A 22953-nucleotide genomic window follows, 5' to 3' on the forward strand; every position below is an offset into this window, starting at 1 on the left:
CTGTTCGGGCCGGGGGTGTGCACATCAGTTACCCGCAAGTAGCATGACGGGTGAGCGAGCGCTCAGGAGTCTGGGCCGCCTCGCCGCGCAGCAGTGCCATCCCGCACCTGGAGGAGAGCCAACGTGCCTCGTACCGTCAGGGACGTCGTCTTCGTCGACGGCGTCCGCACCCCGTTCGGCAAGGCGGGCCCGAAGGGCATCTACCACGAGACCCGCGCCGACGACCTCGTCGTGAAGGCGATCCGGGAGCTGCTGCGCCGCAACCCGGACCTCGACCCGAAGAAGATCGACGAGGTCGCGATCGCCGCCACCACGCAGATCGGCGACCAGGGCCTGACCCTGGGCCGGACGGCGGGCATCCTGGCCGGGCTGCCGCAGTCCGTGCCCGGCTACTCCATCGACCGCATGTGCGCGGGCGCGCTGACCGCCGTCACCGCCGTCGCCGGCGGCGTGGCCTTCGGTGCGTACGACGTCGCCGTCGCCGGCGGTGTCGAGCACATGGGCCGCCACCCCATGGGCGAGGGCGTGGACCCGAACCCGCGGTTCGTGAGCGAGAAGCTCGTCGACGAGTCCGCCCTCTTCATGGGCATGACCGCCGAGAACCTGCACGACCGCTACCCGGCCATCACCAAGCAGCGCGCCGACGAGTACGCCGTGCGCTCGCAGGAGAAGGCCGCCAAGGCGTACGCGGACAACAAGATCCAGCCCGACCTGGTGCCGATCTCCGTCCGCCGCACCAACCCGGACGCCGGCGAGACCGGCTGGGGCCTGGTCACCGCCGACGAGCCGATGCGTCCGGGGACCACGATCGAGAACCTGACCGGCCTGAAGACGCCCTTCCGCGTCCACGGCCGCGTCACCGCCGGCAACGCCGCGGGCCTCAACGACGGCGCCACCGCCGCGCTGATCGCGTCCGAGGACTTCGCCCGCGAGAACGGCCTGCCGGTCAAGATGCGCCTGGTCTCGTACGCCTTCGCCGGCGTCGAGCCCGAGGTGATGGGCTACGGCCCGATCCCGGCCACCGAGAAGGCCCTCGCCCAGGCCGGCCTGTCCATCGAGGACATCGGCCTGTTCGAGATCAACGAGGCCTTCGCCGTCCAGGTCCTCGCCTTCCTGGAGCACTACGGCATCGCCGACGACGACGCCCGCGTCAACCAGTACGGCGGCGCCATCGCGTTCGGCCACCCGCTGGCCTCCTCCGGCGTCCGCCTGATGACGCAGCTGGCCCGCCAGTTCGAGGAGCAGCCGCACGTCCGTTACGGCCTGACCACCATGTGCGTCGGCTTCGGCATGGGCGCCACGGTCATCTGGGAGAACCCGCACCACAAGGACGCCGGAGGCGACAAGTGAGCACCACCGCTGAGCTTCTCAAGGGCGCGGCCGAGCTGTTCCCCGACGAGGTCGTGACCCAGGCGCACGTGCGCCACCTCGACCTGCCGTTCGGCGCCGGGCGCTTCGCGCTGATCACGCTGGACAACGGCTTCGACCACACCAAGCCGACCACCTTCGGCCCGCAGTCCCTCGCCAACCTGAACGCGGCGATCGACCAGGTCGAGCAGGAGGCCGCGGACGGCTCGATCGTCGGCGTCGGCCTGACCGGCAAGCCGTTCATCTTCGCGGTCGGCGCCGACCTCAAGGGCGTCGAGCTGCTGAAGAAGCACGAGGAGGCCCTGGCCATCGGCAAGGGCGGCCACGACGTCTTCAAGCGCCTGTCCGCGCTGGCCGTGCCGACCTTCGCGTACTACAACGGCGCGGCGATGGGCGGCGGTGTCGAGGTCGGTCTGCACTGCACCTACCGCACCGTCTCCAAGGCCATCCCGGCGTTCTCGCTGCCCGAGGTCTTCCTCGGCCTGGTCCCCGGCTGGGGCGGCTGCGCCATCCTGCCGAACCTGATCGGCGCCGAGCGCGCGGTCTCGGTGATCATCGAGAACTCGCTCAACCAGAACAAGCAGCTGCGCGGCAAGCAGGTCTTCGAGCTCGGCATCGCCGACGCGATCTTCGAGGGCGCCGACTTCCTGGAGCAGTCCCTGCTGTGGACCGCCAAGGTCCTCAAGGGCGAGACCGAGGTCGTCCGCGCGGAGGTCGACCGCGGCGAGGCCTGGGACGCGGCCGTCGCCAAGGGCCGGTTCGTCGCCGACTCCAAGGTGCACGGCGCGGCCCCGGCCGCCTACCGCGCCCTGGACATCATCGCCGCCGCCAAGGACGGTGACCTGCAGGCCGGCTTCGACGCCGAGGACCAGGCCCTGGCCGACCTCATCATGGGCGGCGAACTGCGCTCCGGCATCTACGCGTTCAACCTGGTCCAGAAGCGCGCCAAGCGCCCGGCCGGCGCCCCGGACAAGAACCTGGCGCGCCCGGTCACCAAGGTCGGCGTGGTCGGCGCGGGCCTGATGGCCTCGCAGCTGGCGCTGCTGTTCCTGCGCCGCCTGGAGGTGCCGGTGGTCCTCACCGACATCGACCAGGAGCGCGTGGACAAGGGCGTGGGCTACGTCCACGCCGAGATCGAGAAGCTGCTCGGCAAGGGCCGGATCAACCAGGACAAGGCCAACCGCCTCAAGGCCCTGGTGACCGGCGTCCTGGACAAGGCCGAGGGCTTCGCGGACGCGGACTTCATCATCGAGGCCGTGTTCGAGGAGATGTCGGTCAAGCAGAAGGTGTTCGCGGAGGTCGAGGCGGTCGCCCCGGCGCACGCGATCCTCGCCACCAACACCTCCTCGCTGTCGGTGTCGGAGATGGCCTCCAAGCTCCAGCACCCGGAGCGCGTGGTCGGCTTCCACTTCTTCAACCCGGTCGCGATCCTCCCGCTGCTGGAGATCGTCCGCGGCGAGAAGACCGACGACGCCTCGCTGGCCACCGCGTTCGGTGTCGCCAAGAAGCTGAAGAAGACCGCGGTCCTCACCAAGGACGCCCCGGCGTTCGTCGTGAACCGCATCCTGACCCGCTTCATGGGCGAGATCCAGAACGTCATCGACGAGGGCACCCCGGTGGTCACGGCGGAGAAGGCGATCGAGCCGCTCGGCCTGCCGATGTCCCCGCTGGTGCTGCTGGAGCTGGTCGGCCCGGCCATCGGTCTGCACGTCTCCGAGACCCTGAACCGCGCCTTCCCGGAGCGCTTCACGGTCTCCCCCAACCTGAAGGCGGTCGTCGAGGCCGGCAAGCGCGGCTTCTACGTCTACGACTCCGGCAAGCCGGAGCTGGACCCGGAGGTCGCCGCCCTCCTGAAGCAGGGCGACACCGTCCTGACCGAGGAGCAGGTGCGGGCCCGCGTCCTGGACGCGGTGGCGCAGGAGATCGGTCTGATGCTGGAGGAGGGTGTCGTGGCCGAGGCCCAGGACATCGACCTCTGCCTCATCACCGGCGCGGGCTGGCCGTTCCACCTGGGCGGCATCACCCCGTACCTGGACCGTGAGGGCGTCTCGGAGCGGGTGAACGGCAAGAAGTTCCTCGCCCCCGGTCTGGCGAGCGTCCCGGTCTGATCCGGACGGCTCCGCAGCCGTGAAGGCCGGTGCCGCACCGCCCCCGTGGGTGGTGCGGCACCGGCCACGCGCCTTTGCGGCGTGTGACGTTGACCACCCGGCGAGACGGCCGATCTCCCGTTCGAGGCGAAAATCTGCCTATAGTTCAGCGGCATTCGGCCGGTCGTGCCGGCTGCCATCCGACCCAGGGCCCCGAGGATTCGAGCAGTATGACCCAAGAGACCGCCGTACGCAGCCGTCGGAAGACCGGAGGGCGGGGGGTACGCCGGACCAGGTCCCGCGGCCGTCGCGCTCTGAAGATCTTCGGTCTGGTGGTCGCCCTGCTCGTGCTCGGCGGCGCCGGCGCCGGCTGGTGGATGTACAGCCACCTCAACGGCAACATCGACAGCGTCGACCTGGACCAGGCGATCGGCGACGACCGCCCGGAGAAGGTGGCCACCGGCGCCCGGAACGTCCTGGTCATCGGCTCCGACTCACGGGCCGGCGCCAACGGCGACCTCGACCACGGCAACGTGAGCGGCGCCCGCTCCGACACCACCATGCTGGTGCACATACCCGAGGGCCGGGCCAAGGCCACCGCGGTCAGCATCCCGCGCGACACGCTCATCACCCGGCCCGACTGCAAGGACGGTGACGGCAAGACCGTCCCCGGCCAGAAGCGCGCCATGATCAACGGCGTTCTCGGCGTCGGCGGCCCGGCCTGCGTGGTCAAGACCGTGGAGAAGCTGTCCGGCGTCCGCGTCGACCACTTCGTCCAGGTCGACTTCGCCGGCTTCAAGGGCCTGGTCGACGCGCTCGGCGGGGTCACCGTCAAGCTGGACCAGCCGATCAACGGTTCCAAGGGCGGCCTCCAGCTGGACGCCGGCGAGCACCGCCTGAACGGCGAGGACTCGCTGAAGTTCGTCCGGACCCGCTACGGCTACGGCGACGGCAGCGACCTCGGACGCATCGGTCTCCAGCAGCAGTTCATGATGGCCATGCTCTCCGAGATCAAGAAGCAGGACGCCTTCGGCAACCCGGCCCGCCTGTACAAGCTGGCCGACGCCGGCACCAAGTCCCTCACCACCGACTCCGAGCTGGCCTCCCTCACCTCGCTCGCGGACTTCGCGCAGAGCATGAAGGGCGTGGACCCGGCGACGATGGAGACCATCATGCTCCCCGTGGCGTACGACAAGACCGACCCGAACCGGGTGGTGGCCGCCGAGCCGCAGTCCACCCAGCTCTGGGAGGCGCTGCGCAACGACACCGCGATCCCGGCCTCGGCGAAGAAGTCGCCGGCCAAGGGCGGCTCCTGACGGGAGCTCCCCCGGCCGGCGACCGCGCCGGTCGGACGTGCGGATCCTTCGCCAAGGCCCTGCCTCAGACGCCCGGAGCGGGCGGCTGGGGCGGGGCCTTCGGCACTCCGGCCTCCGTCCGTTCCAGGCCCTTGCCCAGCCGGCTGTGCCCTCGGCTGTAGAGGAAGTAGACGACGAACCCGATCGCCATCCAGATGCCGAACCGGAGCCAGGTGTCGGCCGGCAGGTTGAGCATCAGCCACAGCGAGGCCAGGATCGAGACGATCGGCAGCACCGGCACCCACGGAGTGCGGAACGAGCGGTGCAGGTCCGGGCGGGTGCGCCGCAGGATGATCACGCCGAGCGCGACCACCACGAACGCGAACAGGGTGCCGATGTTGACCAGTTCGGCGAGCTTCTCCAGGCTGGTGAACCCCGCCAGGAAGGCGATGGCCACGCCGAGCAGGATGGTCGCCCGGTACGGGGTGCGGTACTTCGGGTGGGTGACGGAGAAGACGCGCGGCAGCAGGCCGTCGCGGCTCATCGCGAAGAACACCCGGGTCTGGCCGAGCAGCAGGATCATCGAGACGGTGATCAGGCCGACGGCGGCACCCAGACTGATGGCGCCGGCGAAGAACGGCTGGCCCACCGACTTGAAGGCCTCGGCGAGCGGGGCCGTCGGCGACATCTGCGTGTAGTGCTGCATGCCGGTGACCACCAGGGTCACCGCGACGTAGAGCACGGTGCAGATGAGCAGCGAGCCCAGGATGCCGCGCGGCATGTCCCGCTGGGGGTTCTTGGTCTCCTCGGCGGCCGTCGCCACGACGTCGAAGCCGATGAAGGCGAAGAACACCAGCGCGGCCGCGGTGAAGATGCCCATGACACCGAAGTTGGTGGGCTCGTAGCCGAACATCAGCTGGACCAGCGGCGCGTGCCAGCCGCTGACCGTCTCCGCCTGCGGCTGGGCCGGCGGGACGAACGGCGAGTAGTTGTCGGCCTTGATGAAGAACAGGCCCGCGACGATCACCAGGAGCACCACGGTCACCTTGATGGCGACGACGATCGCGGTGATCCGGGCCGAGAGCTTGGTGCCGACGACCAGCACCGCGGTCAGCGCCAGGACCAGCAGGAAAGCCAGCAGGTCGAAGCTGCCGCCGGCGTCCGGTCCGGACAGCGCGACGGGCATCTCCCAGCCCAGGTTGGTCTCCATCAGGTGGCGCACGTAGCCGGACCAGCCGACCGCCACCACCGCGGTGCCGAGGGCGAACTCCAGCACCAGGTCCCAGCCGATGATCCAGGCGGGCAGCTCGCCGATGGAGGCGTAGCTGAAGGTGTAGGCCGACCCGGCGACCGGGACGGTCGACGCGAACTCGGCGTAGCAGAGGGCAGCGAGGGCGCACACCACGCCCGCCGCCACGAAGGACAGGGCGGTGGCGGGTCCCGCGTTGTTGCGGGCCGCGATGCCCGTGAGGACGAAGATGCCGGTGCCGATGATGACGCCGACGCCGAAGATCGTGAGGTCCCAGGCGGACAGGGACTTCCGCAACTGGTGTTCGGGCTCTTCCGTATCGCGGATGGACTGCTCCACCGACTTCGTACGGAAGGGACTGTTCAGACTCGTACGCACGGGCACACCTCCGAACGGGGCCCCCACTCGGTGAGGGGGCGCCGGCACGCGAACGGGCCGGGCGGATCACCCACTCAAGGATGATCCTCCCGGCCCGGAGCCTGCAACAGGACGGCCTTCCGGCCGGCGCCCGCGACTCAGTCCACGGTGGCCGCCGGCTCGTCCTCGTAGCGGCCGTCCAGCTTCGCCACCAGGCCCGTGACCTGCCGCGCGATGTCCGGGGCGGTCAGCCCGATCTCCGCCAGGATCTCCTTGCGGAGGGCGTGGTCGAGGAACCTCTGCGGGATGCCGAAGTCGCGCAGCGGCACGTCCACGCCCGCGTCCCGCAGGGCCTGCGAGACGGCGGATCCGACACCGCCGGCGCGGCCGTTGTCCTCGACGGTGATGACCACGCGGTGCCGCTCGGCGAGCGGGGCCAGCGCCTCGTCCACGGGCTTCACCCAGCGCGGGTCGACCACGGTGGAGGAGATGCCCTGCTTGTCGAGGAGGTCGGCGACCTCCAGGCACATCGGGGCGAACGCGCCGACCGAGACGACGAGCACGTCGGGGCGGTCGACCTCGGGGGAGGGCTCGCGCAGCAGGTCCATGCCGCCGATGCGGCCGACGGCCGGGACGGCCGGGCCGACGACGCCCTTGGAGAAGCGGACCACGGTCGGGGCGTCCTTGACCTCGACGGCCTCCCGCAGCTGGGCGCGGAGCTGCTCGGCGTCGCGCGGGGCGGCGAGCCGCAGGCCCGGGACCACCTGGAGGATGGACATGTCCCACATGCCGTTGTGGGAGGCGCCGTCGTCACCGGTGACGCCCGCGCGGTCGAGCACGAAGGTGACCCCGCACTTGTGCAGGGCGACGTCCATGAGGACCTGGTCGAAGGCGCGGTTGAGGAAGGTGGCGTACACGGCGAAGACCGGGTGGACTCCGCCGCTGGCCAGGCCGGCGGCGGAGGTGGCGCCGTGCTGCTCGGCGATGCCGACGTCGTAGATCCGGTCCGGGAAGGCCTCGGCGAACTTGTTGAGGCCGACCGGGTGGAGCATGGCGGCGGTGATGCCGACGACGTCCGGGCGCTCGTGGCCGATCCTGACCATCTCGTCGGCGAAGACGGAGGTCCAGCTGGCGGCGGCGGTCTTGACCGGCAGGCCGGTGTCCGGGTGGATCACGCCGACGGCGTGGAAGCGGTCGGCCTCGTGCTCCAGGGCCGGGGTGTAGCCGCGGCCCTTCTGGGTGAGGCAGTGGACGATGACCGGGCCGCTGAACCGCTTGGCGCGGGTGAGGGCGGACTCCAGGGCCTCGATGTCGTGGCCGTCGATGGGGCCGATGTACTTCAGGCCCAGGTCCTCGAACATGCCTTGGGGGGCGATGAAGTCCTTCAGGCCCTTCTTGGCGCCGTGCAGGGTCTCGTACAGCGGCTTCCCGACGACCGGGGTGCGCTCCAGGATGTCCTTGCCGCGGGCCAGGAAGCGCTCGTAGCCGTCGGTGGTGCGCAGGGTGGCCAGGTGGTCGGCGAGGCCGCCGATGGTCGGCCCGTAGGAGCGCTCGTTGTCGTTGACGACGATGACCAGCGGGCGGTCCTTGGCGGCGGCGATGTTGTTGAGGGCCTCCCAGGCCATGCCGCCGGTGAGGGCGCCGTCGCCGATGACGGCGGCGACGTGGTGGTCCTCGCGGCGGAGCACCTGGTTGGCCTTGGCGAAGCCGTCGGCCCAGCCCAGCACGGTGGAGGCGTGCGAGTTCTCGATGACATCGTGGTCGGACTCGGCGCGCGAGGGGTAGCCGGAGAGGCCGCCCTTGGTGCGCAGGCCGGTGAAGTCCTGGCGGCCGGTGAGCAGCTTGTGCACGTAGGCCTGGTGCCCGGTGTCGAAGAGGATCTTGTCCTTCGGGGACTCGAAGACCCGGTGCAGGGCGATGGTCAGTTCGACGACGCCGAGGTTGGGGCCGAGGTGCCCGCCGGTCTTGGAGACCGCGTCGACGAGGAAGGACCTGATCTCCGTCGCCAGCTGGTTCAGCTGGTCCGGGCTGAGCCGGTCCAGATCGCGCGGTCCCTTGATGCGGGTCAGCAGCACCCGTGCCTCCTTGCAGTTGCTTGCTGGTCGTCCGAGTCTAATGTTCCGCCGGAGCGGTGCGTCATCGGGCGGTCCCGAGTGTGTGACGTCCCTGTCATGACTGCGCCCCCGGCCGGCCGTCCACACGCCTCGTCCGGGTGGTCGTCCGCACGGACGTGCCCGGCCCCGCCGGGTGGCGGAGCCGGGCACATGGGACCGGGAGGGCCGGGCGTCAGGCGCGGCCCGCGGTCTTCTGCGTCTTGCGCGTGACCGAGTCGATCACCACGGTGGCCAGCAGGACCGCGCCCGTGATCATGTACTGGATCGGGGTGGCGATGCCCTGCAGGGCGAGACCGTACTGGATGGACGTGATGACCATGACACCGAGGAGGGCGTTCCAGGTGCGGCCGCGGCCGCCGAAGAGGCTGGTGCCGCCGATCACGGCCGCCGCGATCACGTTCATCAGCAGGTCGCCGGCGCCGGCGCTCTGGTTCGCCGCCGCGATCTTGGAGGCCCAGAACAGGCCGCCGACGGCCGCGAAGGTGCCGGCGATGGCGAAGACCGCGATGCGGATGCCGGCCACGTTGATGCCCGCGCGGCGGGAGGCCTCGACGCTGCCGCCGAGCGCGAAGACCTTGCGGCCGAAGCCGGTGCGGCGCAGCAGGAAGTCGGTACCGACCAGGACGACCAGGAAGAGCAGCACCGCCAGCGGCAGGCCCTTGTACTGGTTGAAGACGGCGGCCGCGCCGAAGGCGATCACGGCCAGCAGCCCGCTGCGCAGCAGGATCTCGCTCAGCGGCCGGGAGGGCACCCCGGCGGCGCTGCGGCGCCTGGCGTCCAGGAAGGAGCCCGCGAAGTACGCGCCCACGGCGACCACGGCCAGCCCGTAGGCCGCGGCCACGTCGCTGAAGTAGTACGTGGTGAGCTTGCCGACGACCCCGTCGGAGTCGAGGTTGATCGTGCCGCTGCTGCCGAGCAGCTGGAGCATGAAACCGGACCAGAACAGCAGGCCCGAAAGGGTGACGGCGAAGGCCGGTGCGCCGATCTTGGCGAAGAAGAAGCCGTGGAGGGCTCCGATCAGCGCGCCGCTGACGAGGGCGACGAGGACGGCGAGCCATTCGTTCATGCCGTGGGTGACGGCGAGGACGGCGACGATCGCGCCGGAGACGCCGCTCACCGATCCGACGGACAGGTCGATCTCGCCGAGCAGGAGCACGAAGATGATGCCGACGGCCATCATGCCGGTGGCGACCATCGTGACCGCGATGTTGTTGATGTTCTCGGCGGACAGGAAGTTCGCGTTCAGGCTCTGGAAGATCACGCAGATGACGGCCAGGCCGATGACGACCGGGAGGGAGCCCAGGTCGCCGGCGCGCATCTTGCGCTTGAACTCGTGCAGGTAGCCGGCCAGGCCCTCCTCGCGGACCAGGAGCCGCGGGTCGACGGCGGGTACGGCGGCGACGGGGATCTCGTCCGCGACGGTGGCCGGACCGGGCACCTCGGAGCCGACGGGCGTGTGTTCGGTGCTCACTTGCGAGCCTCCCCGGTGCGCGCCGCCCGGCGGGTCACGGCGTTGTCCGTGGCGCCCGTGATGGCGGAGATGATCTCTTCCTGCGAGGTGTCGGCGACCTTGAAGACGCCGTTGTTGCGGCCGAGCCGCAGGACGGCGACGCGGTCGGCGACGGCCTTGACGTCGGCCATGTTGTGGCTGATGAGGATGACCGCGTGGCCACGCTCGCGCAGCCGTTCGACCAGGTCGAGGACCTGGGCGGTCTGCTCCACGCCGAGGGCGGCGGTGGGCTCGTCGAGGATGACGAGCTTGGGCTCGCCGAGCATCGAGCGGGCGATCGCCACGGTCTGGCGCTGGCCGCCGGAGAGCGAGGCGATGGGGATCCGCACGCTGGGGATGCGGATGGAGAGGGTGGTGAGCAGCTCGCGGGCGCGGCGCTCCATCTCCACCTCGTCGAGGACGCCGCGGCGCTTGAGCTCGCGGCCCAGGAAGAGGTTGCCGACGACATCGATGTTGTCGCAGAGCGCCAGGTCCTGGTAGACGGTGGCGATGCCGAGGTTCTGGGCGTCGTGGGGCTTGCCGATCGAGACCGGGCGGCCCTCCCACTCGATGACGCCGTCATCGATGGGGTGGACGCCGGCGATCGTCTTGACCAGCGTGGACTTGCCGGCGCCGTTGTCGCCGACGAGGGCGACCACCTCGCCTGAGTGGATCTCGAGTTCTACGTCGGTGAGGGCCTGGACGGCACCGAACCGCTTCGAGACCCCTCGCAACGCCAGCACGGGCGCAGCGGACACGTGAATCATCTCCTTCGCCGCCTGACCGGCGGGGATGCCTTGCATTAACGATTCTGCACCGGCGCCCCGCGGATGGCGGGAGTATGAGGGGCGGGGCGCCGGCCGAGGGGGGCGCGGGCCCCTGGGGGCCCGCGGCGGGTCGGACGTGCTACTTGAGGCCGGCGGCGGCGCAGGCGGCCGCGTACTTGTCGGCGCAGATCTCGTCGACCGTGTAGACGCCGTCCTTGACGACGGTGTCCTTGATGTTGGCCTTGGTGAGCGAGACGACCGGGATCAGGACGGACGGGACGCCCTTGGCGGTGGCGCTGTCCACCTTGGAGGTGGCGACGGAGTCGAGCTTCTCGCCCTTGGCGAGGGCGACGGCCATCTTCGCGGCGGCCTCGGCCTCCGGCGCGTACGGCTTGTAGACGCTCATGTACTGCTCGCCGGCGACGATGCGCTGCACGCCCGCGAGTTCGGCGTCCTGGCCGGTGACGGGGGGCAGCGGGGAGACGCCGGCGGCCTTGAGGGCGGTGATGATGCCGCCGGCCATGCCGTCGTTGGCGGAGTACACGCCGACGATCTTGTCCTTGCCGAGGGCCGAGATGGCCGCCGCCATGTTGGTGTTGGCGTTCTCGGGCTTCCACTCGACGGTGTCGTACTCCTTGCCGACCTGCACCTTGCCGTCGAGCACGGAGTGCGCGCCCTTCTTGAAGAGCGCGGCGTTCGGGTCGGTGACCGAACCGTTCATCATGACGACCTGGCCGGAGGAGGCCTTGTCGCCGAGCGCCTCCAGCAGGGCCTTGCCCTGGACCTTGCCGACCTCCTCGTTGTCGAAGGAGGTGTAGGCGTCGATCGGGCCCTCGGCGAGGCGGTCGTAGGCGACGACCGGGATACCGGCGTCCTTGGCCCGCTTGACGGCGCCGGCGACGGCCTTGGCGTCCACCGCGTCCAGGATGATGACGTTCACCTTGTTGGTGATCATCGTGTCGACCTGGGAGTTCTGGGCCGTGGCGTCCTGCTTGGCGTTGGCGTAGACGACCTCGCCCTTGCCGCCGGTGAGCTCGGCGACCTTCTTCTCGATCAGCGGCTTGTCGAACTTCTCGTAACGCGCGGTCTGGTTCTCCGGAAGCAGCAGACCGATCTTGATCGCGTCTCCGGCGGCGGCCGTGGAGTCCTTCGGCTTCTCGCCGGCCTCCTTGGCGCTGCCACAGGCGGCGAGCGAGGCGGCCATTGCGGTGGCGGCGACGGCTACGGCGGCTCTACGCATACGCGAGTTCATTGGTTGAACCTCCCTGACGAGGCCGCAACACTGCGGCCGAGGTGGATGTGAGTCAACCCCGGCCGCAAGTTTGTCGTCAAGGAGTGAATCCTTAACGAGATGACAACGGTGCCATCCGTTATCTAACTGAAGACAACACGGATGGAGCCCTCTCGGCGCCCAACTGGCCGAGCAAAAGCGTCGAATCACCCATCTCGCTCAGGACGAGGGCCAGCGCGCCCAGCACCTCGGCCCGCCCGCCCAGCGACCCCGTCAGCACGGACAACTGCCGGGCCGCGCTGGGGATCGCGTACCTCCCGACGGATTCACGGATGGGAGCCAGCACGAGTTCACCCGCCTCGGCCAGGGAACCGCCCAGCACCACCCGGCTCGGGTTCAGGAGGTTGCACAGGCTGGCCACGCCGCTGCCCACGTGCCGCCCCACGTCGGTGATGACGCGCCGGCAGCCGGGGTCCCCGTCCCGGGCCAGCTCGACCACCCGTTCCATCGTCAACTCCGGGCCATGGCTGCCCTGGAGCAGCGGCAGCACGTAGCGGGCCGCGGCGAAGGTCTCCAGGCAGCCGCGGTTGCCGCAGCGGCACACCGGGCCGGACTCGTCCAGCGTGATGTGCCCGATCTCGCCCGCGGTGCCACCCGGGCCCCGGTAGATCTGCCCGTTGATGACCAGGCCGGCGCCGACGCCGCTGGCCACCTTGATGTACGCCAGGTCCTTGACCCCGCGGCCGCTCCCCCAGACCAGCTCGCCCAGGGCGCCGAGGTTGGCGTCGTTGTCCACGTACACCGGAACGCCCAGGCGCCGGGACAGCTCGTCACGCGGGTTGATCCCGGCCCAGCCCGGCAGGATCGCGGTCGAGCCCAGCGTGCCGGACTCCACGTCGATCGGGCCCGGCACGCCCAGGCCCACGCCGATGATCTTGTCCCGGCCCACGCCTATCTCCTCGACCAGGCGCCCGACCAGCACTTCCGCCCGGTCGAACCCGTCCGTCCAGGAGGCGTCCACGTCCAGCGGCTCGGCCTCCTCGGCCAGCACCCGGTGGGCCAGGTTGCCGACCGCCACCCGCAGGTGGGTGTGGCCGAAGTCCACGCCGATCACGATGCCCGCGTCCCCGCTGAGCGAGACGGACCTCGCCCGCCGCCCGCCGGCCGAGGTCGGGGTGACCTCCACGGTCCCGCCGTCCTTCAGCTCCCGGACGATATTGGAGACCGTGGCCGCCGAGAGTCCGGTGGTCCGGGCGATCTCCGCCTGTGTCAGCGAACCGGCGAGCCGTACCGCCCGTACGACCCGTTCGAGGTTCGCGCGGTGCAACGACGACTGCGAACCCGGAGTCTCGACCACTGCTCACTCCTGCCATCTCTCCAACTTGTGAACCCTAAGTCGAGCGTTTGCCATGTCCGACGTCAAGAGGAAGCAGCCAGAAGTACGAGAGATGGAATGTCCGGGTTCGTGTTACGGTCGCTGAGGCGCCGTCCTTCTGAGGCCTTCCCGGCCGGACGGGCGCCCCAGACGGCAGCGCGACGCGAGGAGGTGTTCGGGATGAGTCCCGACCGAAGTTCCCGCCGCGCCTCCGCCGGCCGATCCTGACCGCACGCCGTCCGCTCCACCTTTCCCTTCCTTCCGCACGCCCTGACGCGGCCGGACGCGCTCCGGCATGCCCGCGGGCCTGCGACACAGCCATGCCGATCCGCGGGAGCCGACCGTAACGGGCCGCCCCGGCGCATCCATGATCACTCTGCGTGACCGCGCGGCTCCGTGCTGCCCGGACGCGCCAGAGGGAGGTTCACGTCATGACCATGCTCACCCCCCGTACGCCCACTCCGCTCGCACCGCCGGGCCGCTCCCGGCGCGAGCGCCGGGCCGCCGAACTCCAGGCCCGCACCCGCGCCGTCGCCGGGCGGCTCGCCGGCATCAGCGCGAGCCCCACCGTCAAGGTCCTCCAGGACCACGACACCTCCCCGCACGGCCTGACCGACGCCGAGGCCGCGCGCCGCCTGGAGGCGCACGGCCCGAACGCCGTCGCCCGCGAGCGGACCCCGCACTGGTCCGTCCAGCTGGCCAAGGCCTTCTGCAACCCCTTCATCGCGGTCCTGGTCTTCCTGGCCGCCGTCATGTACGCGCAGGACCCGGCCGACCCGGGTGTGGTCATCCTGTCCACCATGGTGGCCGTCAGCGGCCTGCTCCGCTTCTGGCAGGAACACCGTTCCGGCCGGGCCGCCGAAGCCCTGAAGGAGCTCGTCACCACCACCTGCGCGGTCCAGCGGCGCGCCACGACCGGCGCCGCGCCCGCAACGTCCGAGGTGCCGATGTCCCAGGTGGTGCCGGGCGACGTGGTCAGGCTCGCGGCGGGCGACCTGATCCCGGCCGACCTGCGGCTGCTCACCGCCAAGGACCTGATGGTCAGCCAGGCGGCACTGTCGGGCGAGTCCCTGCCGGTAGCCAAGGCCGACACTCCCCCTCGCCCCACCGGAGGGACCACCGGGCCCGACGACGGGGGGCAGCGCGCGACCACCGACCCCGTGGAGGCCGGCAACCTGGCGCTGACGGGCACCTCGGTGACCTCCGGCACCGCCACCGGAGTGGTCGTCGCCACCGGCGGGGACACCTACTTCGGCTCCATGGCCGGCTCCCTGGTGGGCGAGCGCCCGCAGACCAACTTCGACACCGGCGTGCGCCGGGTCAGCTTCCTGCTGATCCGCTTCATGCTGGTGATGGTGCCGGTGGTGTTCCTCGTCAACGGCATGACCAAGGGCGACTGGGACGAGGCGTTCCTGTTCGGCGTCGCCGTGGCGGTGGGCCTGACCCCGGAGATGCTGCCGATGGTCGTCTCGGCCAACCTCGCCCGCGGCGCGGTGGCCATGTCCAGGCGCAAGGTGGTCGTCAAGCGGCTCGACGCCATCCAGAACCTGGGCGCGATGGACGTCCTGTGCACCGACAAGACCGGCACCCTCACCGAGGACCGCATCGTCCTCGACCGCTACCTGGACGTGCGCGGAGACGACGACGGCGAGGTGCTGGAGTACGGCTACCTCAACGCGCACTTCCAGACCGGCCTGCGCAACCTGATGGACCAGGCGGTCATCGACCGCGTGAACGAGGCCGAGGAGGTTGTCGTCGACGCACGGTTCACGATGGTCGACGAGATCCCCTTCGACTTCGTCCGGCGGCGGATGTCCGTGGTCCTGAACCGCAACCACCTCGACGGCGTGGACGGCGGGGACGGCCGCCCCGAGCACGTCATGATCACCAAGGGGGCGGTCGAGGAGGTGCTCGACCAGTGCACCCACGTGGTCGACGGCGGCCGCAGGGTCGAGCTGACCGAGTCGGCGCGCCTGAGGGCCACGCTGACCGCCGTGCAGCACAGCCGGCAGGGCCTGCGGGTACTCGCCGTCGCCACCCGCACCATGGAGGAGCCGCGCGGGACGTACACCGTCGAGGACGAGGAGCGCCTGACCCTGGTCGGCTTCCTGGCCTTCCTCGACCCGCCGAAGGCCTCCGCGGCGGCCGCGCTGCGCGGCCTGGCCGCCAAGGGCATCGCGGTCAAGGTGGTCACCGGCGACAACGACCTGGTCGCGGCGCGGGTCTGCCAGGACGTCGGCATCGAGGTCGGGCAGGTCGTGCTCGGCCCCGAGACGGACGCGCTGGACGAGGCGGAGCTGCGCGCGCTGGCCGTCCGCACGACGGTGTTCGCCAAGGTCAACCCGGTGCAGAAGGCACGGATCGTGCGGGCCCTCCGGGCCGGCGGGCACACGGTGGGCTTCCTGGGTGACGGGATCAACGACGCCGCCGCGCTCCGGGACGCCGACGTGGGCATCTCGGTGGACACCGCGGTGGACATCGCCAAGGAGTCCGCGGACATCATCCTGCTGGAGAAGGACCTGACCGTCCTGGAGCAGGGCGTGGTGCAGGGCCGGACCACCTTCGGCAACACGATCAAGTACCTGAAGATGACCGCGTCGTCGAACTTCGGCAACGTGTTCTCGGTGCTGGTGGCGAGCGCGTTCATCCCGTTCCAGCCGATGCTCGCGATCATGCTGCTGGTGCAGAACCTGGTCTACGACATCGCCCAGCTGGCCACCCCGTGGGACCGGATGGACGAGGAGTACCTGCGCGAGCCGCGGAACTGGGACGCCCGGGGCATCGGCCGGTTCATGGTGACGATCGGGCCGATCAGCTCGCTCTTCGACATCGCCATGTTCGTGATCATGTGGCACGTGTTCGCCGCGAACACCGTCGCCGAGCAGTCGCTCTTCCAGACCGGCTGGTTCGTCGAGGGCCTGCTCTCCCAGACCCTGGTCGTGCACATGATCCGCACGCGGAAGGTGCCGTTCATCGGGTCCCGGGCCTCCTGGCCGGTGATGGCGGCGACGGTGGCGGCCGTGCTCACCGGGCTGTGGCTGCCGTTCTCGCCGCTGGCGGCCGCCCTCGGCTTCGTGCCGCTGCCGGTCTCGTATTTCCCGTGGCTGGCCGGCGTGCTCCTCGCGTACTGCGCCCTGACGCAGGCCGTGAAGACCTGGTACGTCCGCCGCTTCGGCACCTGGCTGTAGGCGGGCGGCGGCTACTTGAGGGTGGCCGAGGTCAGGCCGGCCTGGATCTGCCGCTGGAAGGAGAGGTAGACCACCAGCATGGGGATCATCGCGATCGTCACGCCGGCGAACAGCACCGGCAGGTCGGTCGCGTACCCCTGCTGCTGCTGGAGCTGGATCAGGCCCTGGGTGAGCAGGTAGCGCTCGGGGTCCGATCCGGTCTGCGGCTGCATCAGCACCGAGGGCAGGATGTACTGGTTCCACTGGCCGAGCGTGTTGAAGATCCCGACGCTGATCAGGCCGGGCTTGGCCATCGGGAGCATCACCTGGAAGAAGATCCGGGTGTCGGAGGCCCCGTCGATCACCGCCGCCTCGTGCACCGCCGTCGGCAGGGTGCGGAAGAAGGCGTGCATGAAGAAGACGGTGAACGGCATCGAGTAGGCGACGTACACCAGGATCAGGCCGTGGTAGGTGTTCAGCATGTCGAACCGCTTGACCATGAAGAACAGCGGCACCAGGGCCAGGAACACCGGGAACATCGCCCCGCTGACGAAGAAGTAGTAGAGGAACCGGTTCCCCGGGAAGGGGTAGCGGGCCAGTACGTACGCCGCCATCGAGCCGAGCAGCATGGTGAGCGGGACGGAGAAGGCCATCACGGCGACCGTGTTGGCGAAGTAGTCCCCGATGCCCTTGTCCCAGGCGCGGCCGAAGGCGTCGAGGTTCCAGTTCGAGGGCCAGCTGAGGGCGGAGCCGCCGATCTGGGCGTCCGTCTTGAAGGAGCCGAGCGCCAGCCAGACCAGCGGCAGGACGATCAGCAGGGCCCACACGGCCAGGAAGCCGTGGGAGAACACGTTCAGGACCGTGCCCTCGGAGCGGCGGTCCTCCGCGTCCCCGGGGCCGCGGCGGCCGCCCGCCCGTTCGGCGGCGGCCTCGCCCGGAGCCTTGATGACTGTGGTCATGGTGGGTCGTCTCCCGCTCTCGCTCGCTCTGGGCTGTCAGAACTCGATGCGCTCGCGGCGGGTGGCGCGCAGCGTGATCATCGAGAGGATCATGGTCAGGACGAGCATGACCACGCCCATGGCGCAGGCGTAGCCGCTCTTGCCGAAGTACAGGAAGTTGCGCATCAGGACGGTGGCCATGACCTCGCTGTGGTGGTCCGGGCCGCCGCCGAACTGGCCCGAGGTCATCGTGGAGACGAGGACGAACATGTCCATGGCGGCGATGCCCAGGTAGACCGCGGAGGTCTGCACGGAGTCCCACAGCAGGGGCAGGGTGACCTTGAAGAAGGTCTGGCCGCGCTTCGCGCCGTCGAGCAGGGCCGCCTCGTAGACGTCCTTGGGGATGGACTGCATGGCGGCGGAGAACAGCACCAGGTAGAAGCCGACGCCGTGCCAGACGACGACCAGCAGCAGGCACCACAGGACCAGGTTCGGTTCGTTGAGCCATTCGACCGGCCGCTGGGGGTCGACCAGCCCGATGCGGACGAGGAAACCGTTGAGCAGGCCGCCCTGGTCGCTGCGGTAGATGGCGCCGAACAGCACGGCGAGGATGGCCAGCGACAGGACCTGGGGGAAGAAGTAGACGATCTTGTAGAAGCCGGAGCCGCGTACGCCCTGGACGCCGCCGGCGCCGCCGCGGCCGCCCGCGTTCACCATGAAGGCGAAGAACAGGGCCAGCAGGATGGTGATGGCCGGGACGAACACCAGGAGCAGCAGGTTGTTCCAGAGGGCGCCGCGGAAGACCTCGTCGTTCATCAGGGCGGTGTAGTTGTCCACTCCGACGAAGTCGAAGACGGGCGACTGGCCGCTCCAGTCGGTGAACGAATAACCGAACGTCTGTACGTAGGGCCAGATGACGAAGGTCAGGTACAGCGCGAGGGGCGCGAAGAGGAATCCGGCGATGAATCCGGCGCGTCCCCTGCTCTGGGCTACTTGGCTCATGGTGTCCGTCCCTGCCGGTGTCAGCTGCGGCGGTTGTTCTTGGCGTTCGGGTCCTGGGCCGCCTTGTTCACCGCGGCCTGGCACCGCTTGATCCACTCCTTGGGCTGGATGCGCTTGGCCATCAGCTCATTGGACGCGTCCTGGATCGCCGTGTCCATCTCGCTGTACCAGTCGGGGTACAGGTAGTTGAACGTGCCGGTTCCGGCCGCCTTGACGGCCTCCACCGCCGACTGGGTGCCGGGCCGCAGCTTGACGCCCGGGTCCACGCCGTCCTTGACCACCGTGAGCGAGTTCGCCTGCTGGGCGAAGACGGTCGACCATTCGCGGGACAGCATCGAACGGACGAACTCCAGACCGCCCGGCTTGTTGGCGGCCTTCTCCGGCACGATGAAGGGCTCGCCGGCGCCGGCGCGGATGGCCTCGAAGGGCAGCTTGCTGCCCGCCAGCACCGGGACCGGCAGGAACTTCATGTCGAAGTCGTCCGGGGTCTGCTTCAGCTGCTCGTTCTCCAGCCAGGAGCCGGAGGGGATGAACGCCGCCTTGTACTGGTTCCAGGCCGTCTGTGACTCCGTGTGGGTGAGTCCGTTGGTGCCGGGCATCAGCAGGCCCCGCTCGACCACCTCGTACACCGCCTCGACGGCCTCCAGGGCGGCCGGGTTGTTCTCGAAGGCGTTCGGCTGGAGGTTGTCGATCGCCTTCATGGCCTCCAGACCGCCCTTCTTGGCGATCAGGTCCATGATCACGACGTTGATGTAGTACGGGTACTTGCCCTGGTGCGCCAGTCCCCCGATACCGGCCTCCTTGGCCTTGCCGCAGACGGCCAGGAACTCGTCCCAGGTCTTGGGCGGGGTCCAGCCCTTCTCCTTGAACAGCTTCCCGGAGTACCAGAAGCCGAACACCGTGTAGACGTAGTTGAGGGCGACGAACTTGCCGCCCTGCATGCCCTGTTCGACGGTGCCGGGGATCAGCATGTCCCGGACCTTCTTCGAGGGGTCGTCCAGCGAGGGCGCCTCCAGCACCGGCGTCAGGTCGGCCAGCTGGCCGGCCTTGAAGAGCACGTCGAGCTTGATCTTCTGGGCGCCGGAGTTGTCGACCACGTCCGGCGGGTTGCCGCCGTTGAACCGGGTCTGGAGCTTCCCGGTGATCTCCTGGGTGCCCAGGTGGGAGCTGGAGGTGCCCCACTTCTTGTCGAAGGCGGCCTCCCACGCCTTGGCGTAGTCGTCCCCGAAACCGCCCTTGAAGACGACGACGTCCAGCTTGCCGCCCTTGGCCACGCCGAAGGGGTTCTCCTTGGTGACCGCGGCCTTGTCCGGGCCCTTCGTGGAGGTGTCCTCGCCGCCGGAGGCGCAGGCGGACAGGAAGCTCATCGTCGGTACCGTGATCAGTCCGAGTGCCGCCGAGCGCTTGATCAGATCGCGACGGCCGAGGCCCTCACCAGTGGATCCCATGCTCATGTCCTCGCCTTCGTCAGAAGTGTGAAGGAGGCAGGAAATCCACGGCAGTTGCCGCGCCGCGGGCATCCCCGCAGGTCCCCGCCGTCCCCCGGCCCGGGGCCGCTCGTGGTGCGGTGACCCGGACGCGCACAGGTATAGTCCACTTCCGCTCGGGGCAGCAAGATCGGGCACAAGAATGGCCGAGGGCTTTTCCGAGTTGAGACCTGTCCGTCATCCGGCACCGCCGCCGCGAAAAGCGGAAGGGCCGCACCCCCTTAACGGGGATGCGGCCCTTTGGTGCCGCTGGGCGCGCTGCCGCGGCAAGCCGCGTCAGCAGTGTCGGCAGTGTCAGCCGCGGATGAGGTTCCGCAGCACGTACTGCATGATGCCGCCGTTGCGGTAGTAGTCCGCCTCGCCGGGGGTGTCGATGCGGACGACCGCGTCGAACTCCACGCCGGAGTCGGTGGTCACCTTGACGGTCCGCGGGGTGGTGCCGTCGTTGAGCTCCTCCACGCCGGTGATGGAGAAGGTCTCCTCGCCGGTCAGGCCCAGGGAGGCGGCCGAGGCGCCCTCCGGGAACTGCAGCGGGAGCACGCCCATGCCGATCAGGTTCGAGCGGTGGATGCGCTCGTAGGACTCGGCGATGACGGCCTTGACGCCGAGCAGCGCGGTGCCCTTGGCCGCCCAGTCGCGGGAGGAGCCGGAGCCGTACTCCTTGCCCGCCAGGATGACCAGCGGGATGCCGGCGGCCTGGTAGTTCTGGGAGGCGTCGTAGATGAAGGAGACCGGGGCGCCCTCGACGGTGAAGTCGCGGGTGAAGCCGCCCTCGGTGCCCGGCGCGATCTGGTTGCGCAGGCGGATGTTGGCGAACGTACCGCGGATCATGACCTCGTGGTTGCCGCGGCGGGAACCGTACGAGTTGAAGTCGCGGCGCTCGACGCCGTGCTCGGTGAGGTACTTGCCGGCCGGGGTGTCGGCCTTGATCGCACCGGCCGGGGAGATGTGGTCGGTGGTGACCGAGTCGCCCAGCTTCGCCAGCACGCGGGCGCCGGCGATGTCGGAGACCGGGGTGGTCTCCATGGTCATGCCCTCGAAGTACGGGGGCTTGCGGACGTAGGTGGACTGCGGGTCCCACTCGAAGGTGTTGCCGGTCGGGATCGGCAGCGCCTGCCACTGGGCGTCGCCCGCGAAGACGTCCTGGTAGGACTTGTTGAACATGTCCTCGCCGATGGCGTTGGCGACGACGTCGTTGACCTCGGCCTCGGTCGGCCAGATGTCCTTCAGGAAGACCGGGTTGCCCTCGGTGTCGGTGCCGATGGCGTCCTTGGTGATGTCCACCTTCATGGAGCCCGCGATGGCGTACGCGACGACCAGCGGCGGGGAGGCCAGGTAGTTCATCTTGACGTCGGGGTTGATCCGGCCCTCGAAGTTGCGGTTGCCGGAGAGCACCGAGGTGACCGCGAGGTCGTGCTCGTTGATCGCCTTCGAGATCTCCTCGTCCAGCGGACCGGAGTTGCCGATGCAGGTGGTGCAGCCGTAGCCGACCAGGTTGAAGCCGATCTTGTCCAGGTACGGCGTCAGGCCGGCCTTGTCGAAGTAGTCGGTGACGACCTTGGAGCCCGGGGCCAGGGTGGTCTTGACCCACGGCTTGCGGGTCAGGCCCTTCTCGACCGCCTTCTTGGCCACCAGGGCGGCGGCGACCATGACGTACGGGTTCGAGGTGTTGGTGCAGGAGGTGATCGCGGCGACGGTGACGGCGCCGTGGTCGATCTCGAAGGAGGAGCCGTCGGCCATGGTGACCAGGGTGGGCTTCGACGGGGCGCCGTTCGGGTGGTTCGCCGGGGCGTCGGAGGCCGGGAAGGACTCCTTGCCCGCCTCGTCCACGTCGTCCACGTAGTTGCGGACGTCCTGGGCGAACTGCTCGGCGGCGTTGGCGAGGACGATGCGGTCCTGCGGGCGCTTCGGGCCGGCGATGGACGGGACGACCGTGGAGAGGTCGAGCTCCAGCTTCTCGGAGAAGTCCGGCTCGGCGGCCGGGTCCAGCCAGAGGCCCTGCTCCTTGGCGTACGCCTCGACGAGCGCGACCTGCTGCGCGGAGCGGCCGGTGAGCTTGAGGTAGTTCAGGGTCTCGCCGTCGATCGGGAAGATCGCGGCGGTGGAGCCGAACTCGGGCGACATGTTGCCGATGGTGGCGCGGTTCGCGAGGGAGGTGGCGGCGACGCCCTCACCGTAGAACTCGACGAACTTGCCGACGACGCCGTGCTTGCGCAGCATCTCGGTGATGGTCAGCACCAGGTCGGTGGCGGTGGTGCCGGTGGGCAGCTCGCCGGTCAGCTTGAAGCCGACGACGCGCGGGATCAGCATGGAGACCGGCTGGCCGAGCATGGCGGCCTCGGCCTCGATGCCGCCGACGCCCCAGCCCAGGACGCCGAGGCCGTTGACCATGGTGGTGTGCGAGTCGGTGCCGACCAGGGTGTCGGGGTAGGCGACGCCGTTCCGGACCATGACCGTGCGGGCCAGGTGCTCGATGTTCACCTGGTGGACGATGCCGGTGCCGGGCGGGACGACCTTGAACTCGTCGAAGGCGGTCTGGCCCCAGCGCAGGAACTGGTAGCGCTCCTTGTTGCGGCCGTACTCCAGCTCCACGTTCTGGGTGAAGGCGTCCTTGGTGCCGAACTTGTCGGCGATGACGGAGTGGTCGATGACCAGCTCGGCCGGGGCCAGCGGGTTGATCTTCGACGGGTCGCCGCCGAGCTCCTTCACGGCCTCGCGCATGGTGGCGAGGTCCACGACGCAGGGGACGCCGGTGAAGTCCTGCATGATCACGCGGGCGGGCGTGAACTGGATCTCCTGGCTCGGCTGGGCCTGCGAGTCCCAGTCGCCGAGGGCACGGATGTGGTCGGCGGTGATGTTGGCGCCGTCCTCGGTGCGGAGCAGGTTCTCCAGCAGCACCTTCAGGCTGTAGGGCAGACGGGCGGAGCCCTCCACCTTGTCCAGCCGGAAGATCTCGTACGACTCGTCGCCCACCTGCAGCGTGCTACGGGCGTCGAAGCTGTTCGCCGACACGACAGTCTCCTTCAT

Annotated in this window: 14 protein-coding genes; 4 read left to right on the plus strand and 10 right to left on the minus strand. The window is 69.7% G+C overall.

The features are described from left to right. Positions 1-123 precede the first annotated feature (123 nt). From ACFY61_RS03800 to ACFY61_RS03810, 3 genes are all read left to right on the plus strand, one after another. Entirely contained in the window at positions 124-1350 is a 1227-nt protein-coding gene (locus ACFY61_RS03800) for a thiolase family protein (RefSeq protein ID WP_389466543.1), read from the plus strand. Further along, the gene (locus ACFY61_RS03805; RefSeq protein WP_389466544.1) at positions 1347-3476 is read left to right on the plus strand and encodes a 3-hydroxyacyl-CoA dehydrogenase NAD-binding domain-containing protein; all 2130 of its coding nucleotides are present in this window, start codon (positions 1347-1349) and stop codon (positions 3474-3476) included. The genes ACFY61_RS03800 and ACFY61_RS03805 overlap by 4 nt, the downstream gene beginning before the upstream one ends. A 209-nt stretch (positions 3477-3685) precedes the next feature. Continuing rightward, complete coding sequence (locus tag ACFY61_RS03810) at positions 3686-4771, plus strand: LCP family protein (RefSeq protein WP_389466545.1); 1086 nt, start codon at positions 3686-3688, stop codon at positions 4769-4771. Positions 4772-4835: 64 nt separating this feature from the next. On the opposite strand, the gene ACFY61_RS03815 is transcribed toward ACFY61_RS03810, so the two are convergent. The 6 genes from ACFY61_RS03815 to ACFY61_RS03840 all read right to left on the minus strand — a co-directional run bounded on the left by ACFY61_RS03815 (position 4836) and on the right by ACFY61_RS03840 (position 13314). After that, entirely contained in the window at positions 4836-6377 is a 1542-nt protein-coding gene (locus ACFY61_RS03815; RefSeq protein WP_389466546.1) for an amino acid permease, read from the minus strand. Positions 6378-6514: 137 nt separating this feature from the next. Then, on the minus strand, positions 6515-8431 hold the full coding sequence (dxs, locus tag ACFY61_RS03820; protein ID WP_389466548.1) for a 1-deoxy-D-xylulose-5-phosphate synthase: 1917 nt from the start codon (positions 8429-8431) through the stop codon (positions 6515-6517). A 211-nt stretch (positions 8432-8642) separates the two neighbouring features. Next, positions 8643-9941 (minus strand): sugar ABC transporter permease, encoded by a 1299-nt coding sequence (locus tag ACFY61_RS03825; RefSeq protein WP_389466550.1) that lies wholly within the window; start codon positions 9939-9941, stop codon positions 8643-8645. Then, complete coding sequence (locus ACFY61_RS03830) at positions 9938-10726, minus strand: ATP-binding cassette domain-containing protein (RefSeq protein ID WP_389466551.1); 789 nt, start codon at positions 10724-10726, stop codon at positions 9938-9940. Before ACFY61_RS03830 ends, ACFY61_RS03825 begins: the two co-directional genes overlap by 4 nt. Before the next feature lie 139 nt (positions 10727-10865). Continuing rightward, on the minus strand, positions 10866-11978 hold the full coding sequence (locus tag ACFY61_RS03835) for a sugar ABC transporter substrate-binding protein (RefSeq protein WP_389466552.1): 1113 nt from the start codon (positions 11976-11978) through the stop codon (positions 10866-10868). 118 nt (positions 11979-12096) lie between these two features. Then, a complete protein-coding gene (locus tag ACFY61_RS03840) occupies positions 12097-13314 on the minus strand; it encodes an ROK family transcriptional regulator (RefSeq protein WP_389466553.1) in 1218 nt (405 codons plus the stop codon). A 449-nt stretch (positions 13315-13763) separates the two neighbouring features. On the opposite strand from ACFY61_RS03840, the gene mgtA reads away from it, so the two are divergent. After that, complete coding sequence (gene mgtA / locus ACFY61_RS03845) at positions 13764-16520, plus strand: magnesium-translocating P-type ATPase (RefSeq protein ID WP_389466554.1); 2757 nt, start codon at positions 13764-13766, stop codon at positions 16518-16520. A gap of 11 nt (positions 16521-16531) precedes the next feature. Here mgtA and ACFY61_RS03850 read toward each other — a convergent pair whose 3' ends face one another. The 4 genes from ACFY61_RS03850 to acnA form a co-directional block, all read right to left on the minus strand. After that, entirely contained in the window at positions 16532-17458 is a 927-nt protein-coding gene (locus ACFY61_RS03850; protein WP_389466556.1) for a carbohydrate ABC transporter permease, read from the minus strand. A gap of 36 nt (positions 17459-17494) precedes the next feature. Beyond that, a complete protein-coding gene (locus tag ACFY61_RS03855; RefSeq protein ID WP_389466559.1) occupies positions 17495-18439 on the minus strand; it encodes a carbohydrate ABC transporter permease in 945 nt (314 codons plus the stop codon). Positions 18440-18459: 20 nt separating this feature from the next. Further along, a complete protein-coding gene (gene ngcE / locus ACFY61_RS03860; RefSeq protein WP_389466561.1) occupies positions 18460-19887 on the minus strand; it encodes an N-acetylglucosamine/diacetylchitobiose ABC transporter substrate-binding protein in 1428 nt (475 codons plus the stop codon). A gap of 333 nt (positions 19888-20220) precedes the next feature. After that, a complete protein-coding gene (acnA, locus tag ACFY61_RS03865) occupies positions 20221-22938 on the minus strand; it encodes an aconitate hydratase AcnA (RefSeq protein ID WP_389467012.1) in 2718 nt (905 codons plus the stop codon). Positions 22939-22953: the final 15 nt, after the last annotated feature.

The sequence above is a fragment of the Streptomyces sp. NPDC012888 genome, assembly GCF_042900645.1.
Classification (GTDB): domain Bacteria; phylum Actinomycetota; class Actinomycetes; order Streptomycetales; family Streptomycetaceae; genus Streptomyces.

Excerpts from the sequence above, each read along its gene's own strand:
- ACFY61_RS03810 (WP_389466545.1), top strand. The coding sequence starts at position 3,686 with ATGACCCAAGAGACCGCCGTACGCAGCCGTCGGAAGACCGGAGGGCGG.
- ACFY61_RS03830 (WP_389466551.1), bottom strand. The coding sequence starts at position 10,726 with ATGATTCACGTGTCCGCTGCGCCCGTGCTGGCGTTGCGAGGGGTCTCG.
- ACFY61_RS03835 (WP_389466552.1), bottom strand. The coding sequence starts at position 11,978 with ATGAACTCGCGTATGCGTAGAGCCGCCGTAGCCGTCGCCGCCACCGCA.
- mgtA (WP_389466554.1), top strand. The coding sequence starts at position 13,764 with ATGACCATGCTCACCCCCCGTACGCCCACTCCGCTCGCACCGCCGGGC.
- ACFY61_RS03850 (WP_389466556.1), bottom strand. The coding sequence starts at position 17,458 with ATGACCACAGTCATCAAGGCTCCGGGCGAGGCCGCCGCCGAACGGGCG.
- ACFY61_RS03855 (WP_389466559.1), bottom strand. The coding sequence starts at position 18,439 with ATGAGCCAAGTAGCCCAGAGCAGGGGACGCGCCGGATTCATCGCCGGA.
- ngcE (WP_389466561.1), bottom strand. The coding sequence starts at position 19,887 with ATGGGATCCACTGGTGAGGGCCTCGGCCGTCGCGATCTGATCAAGCGC.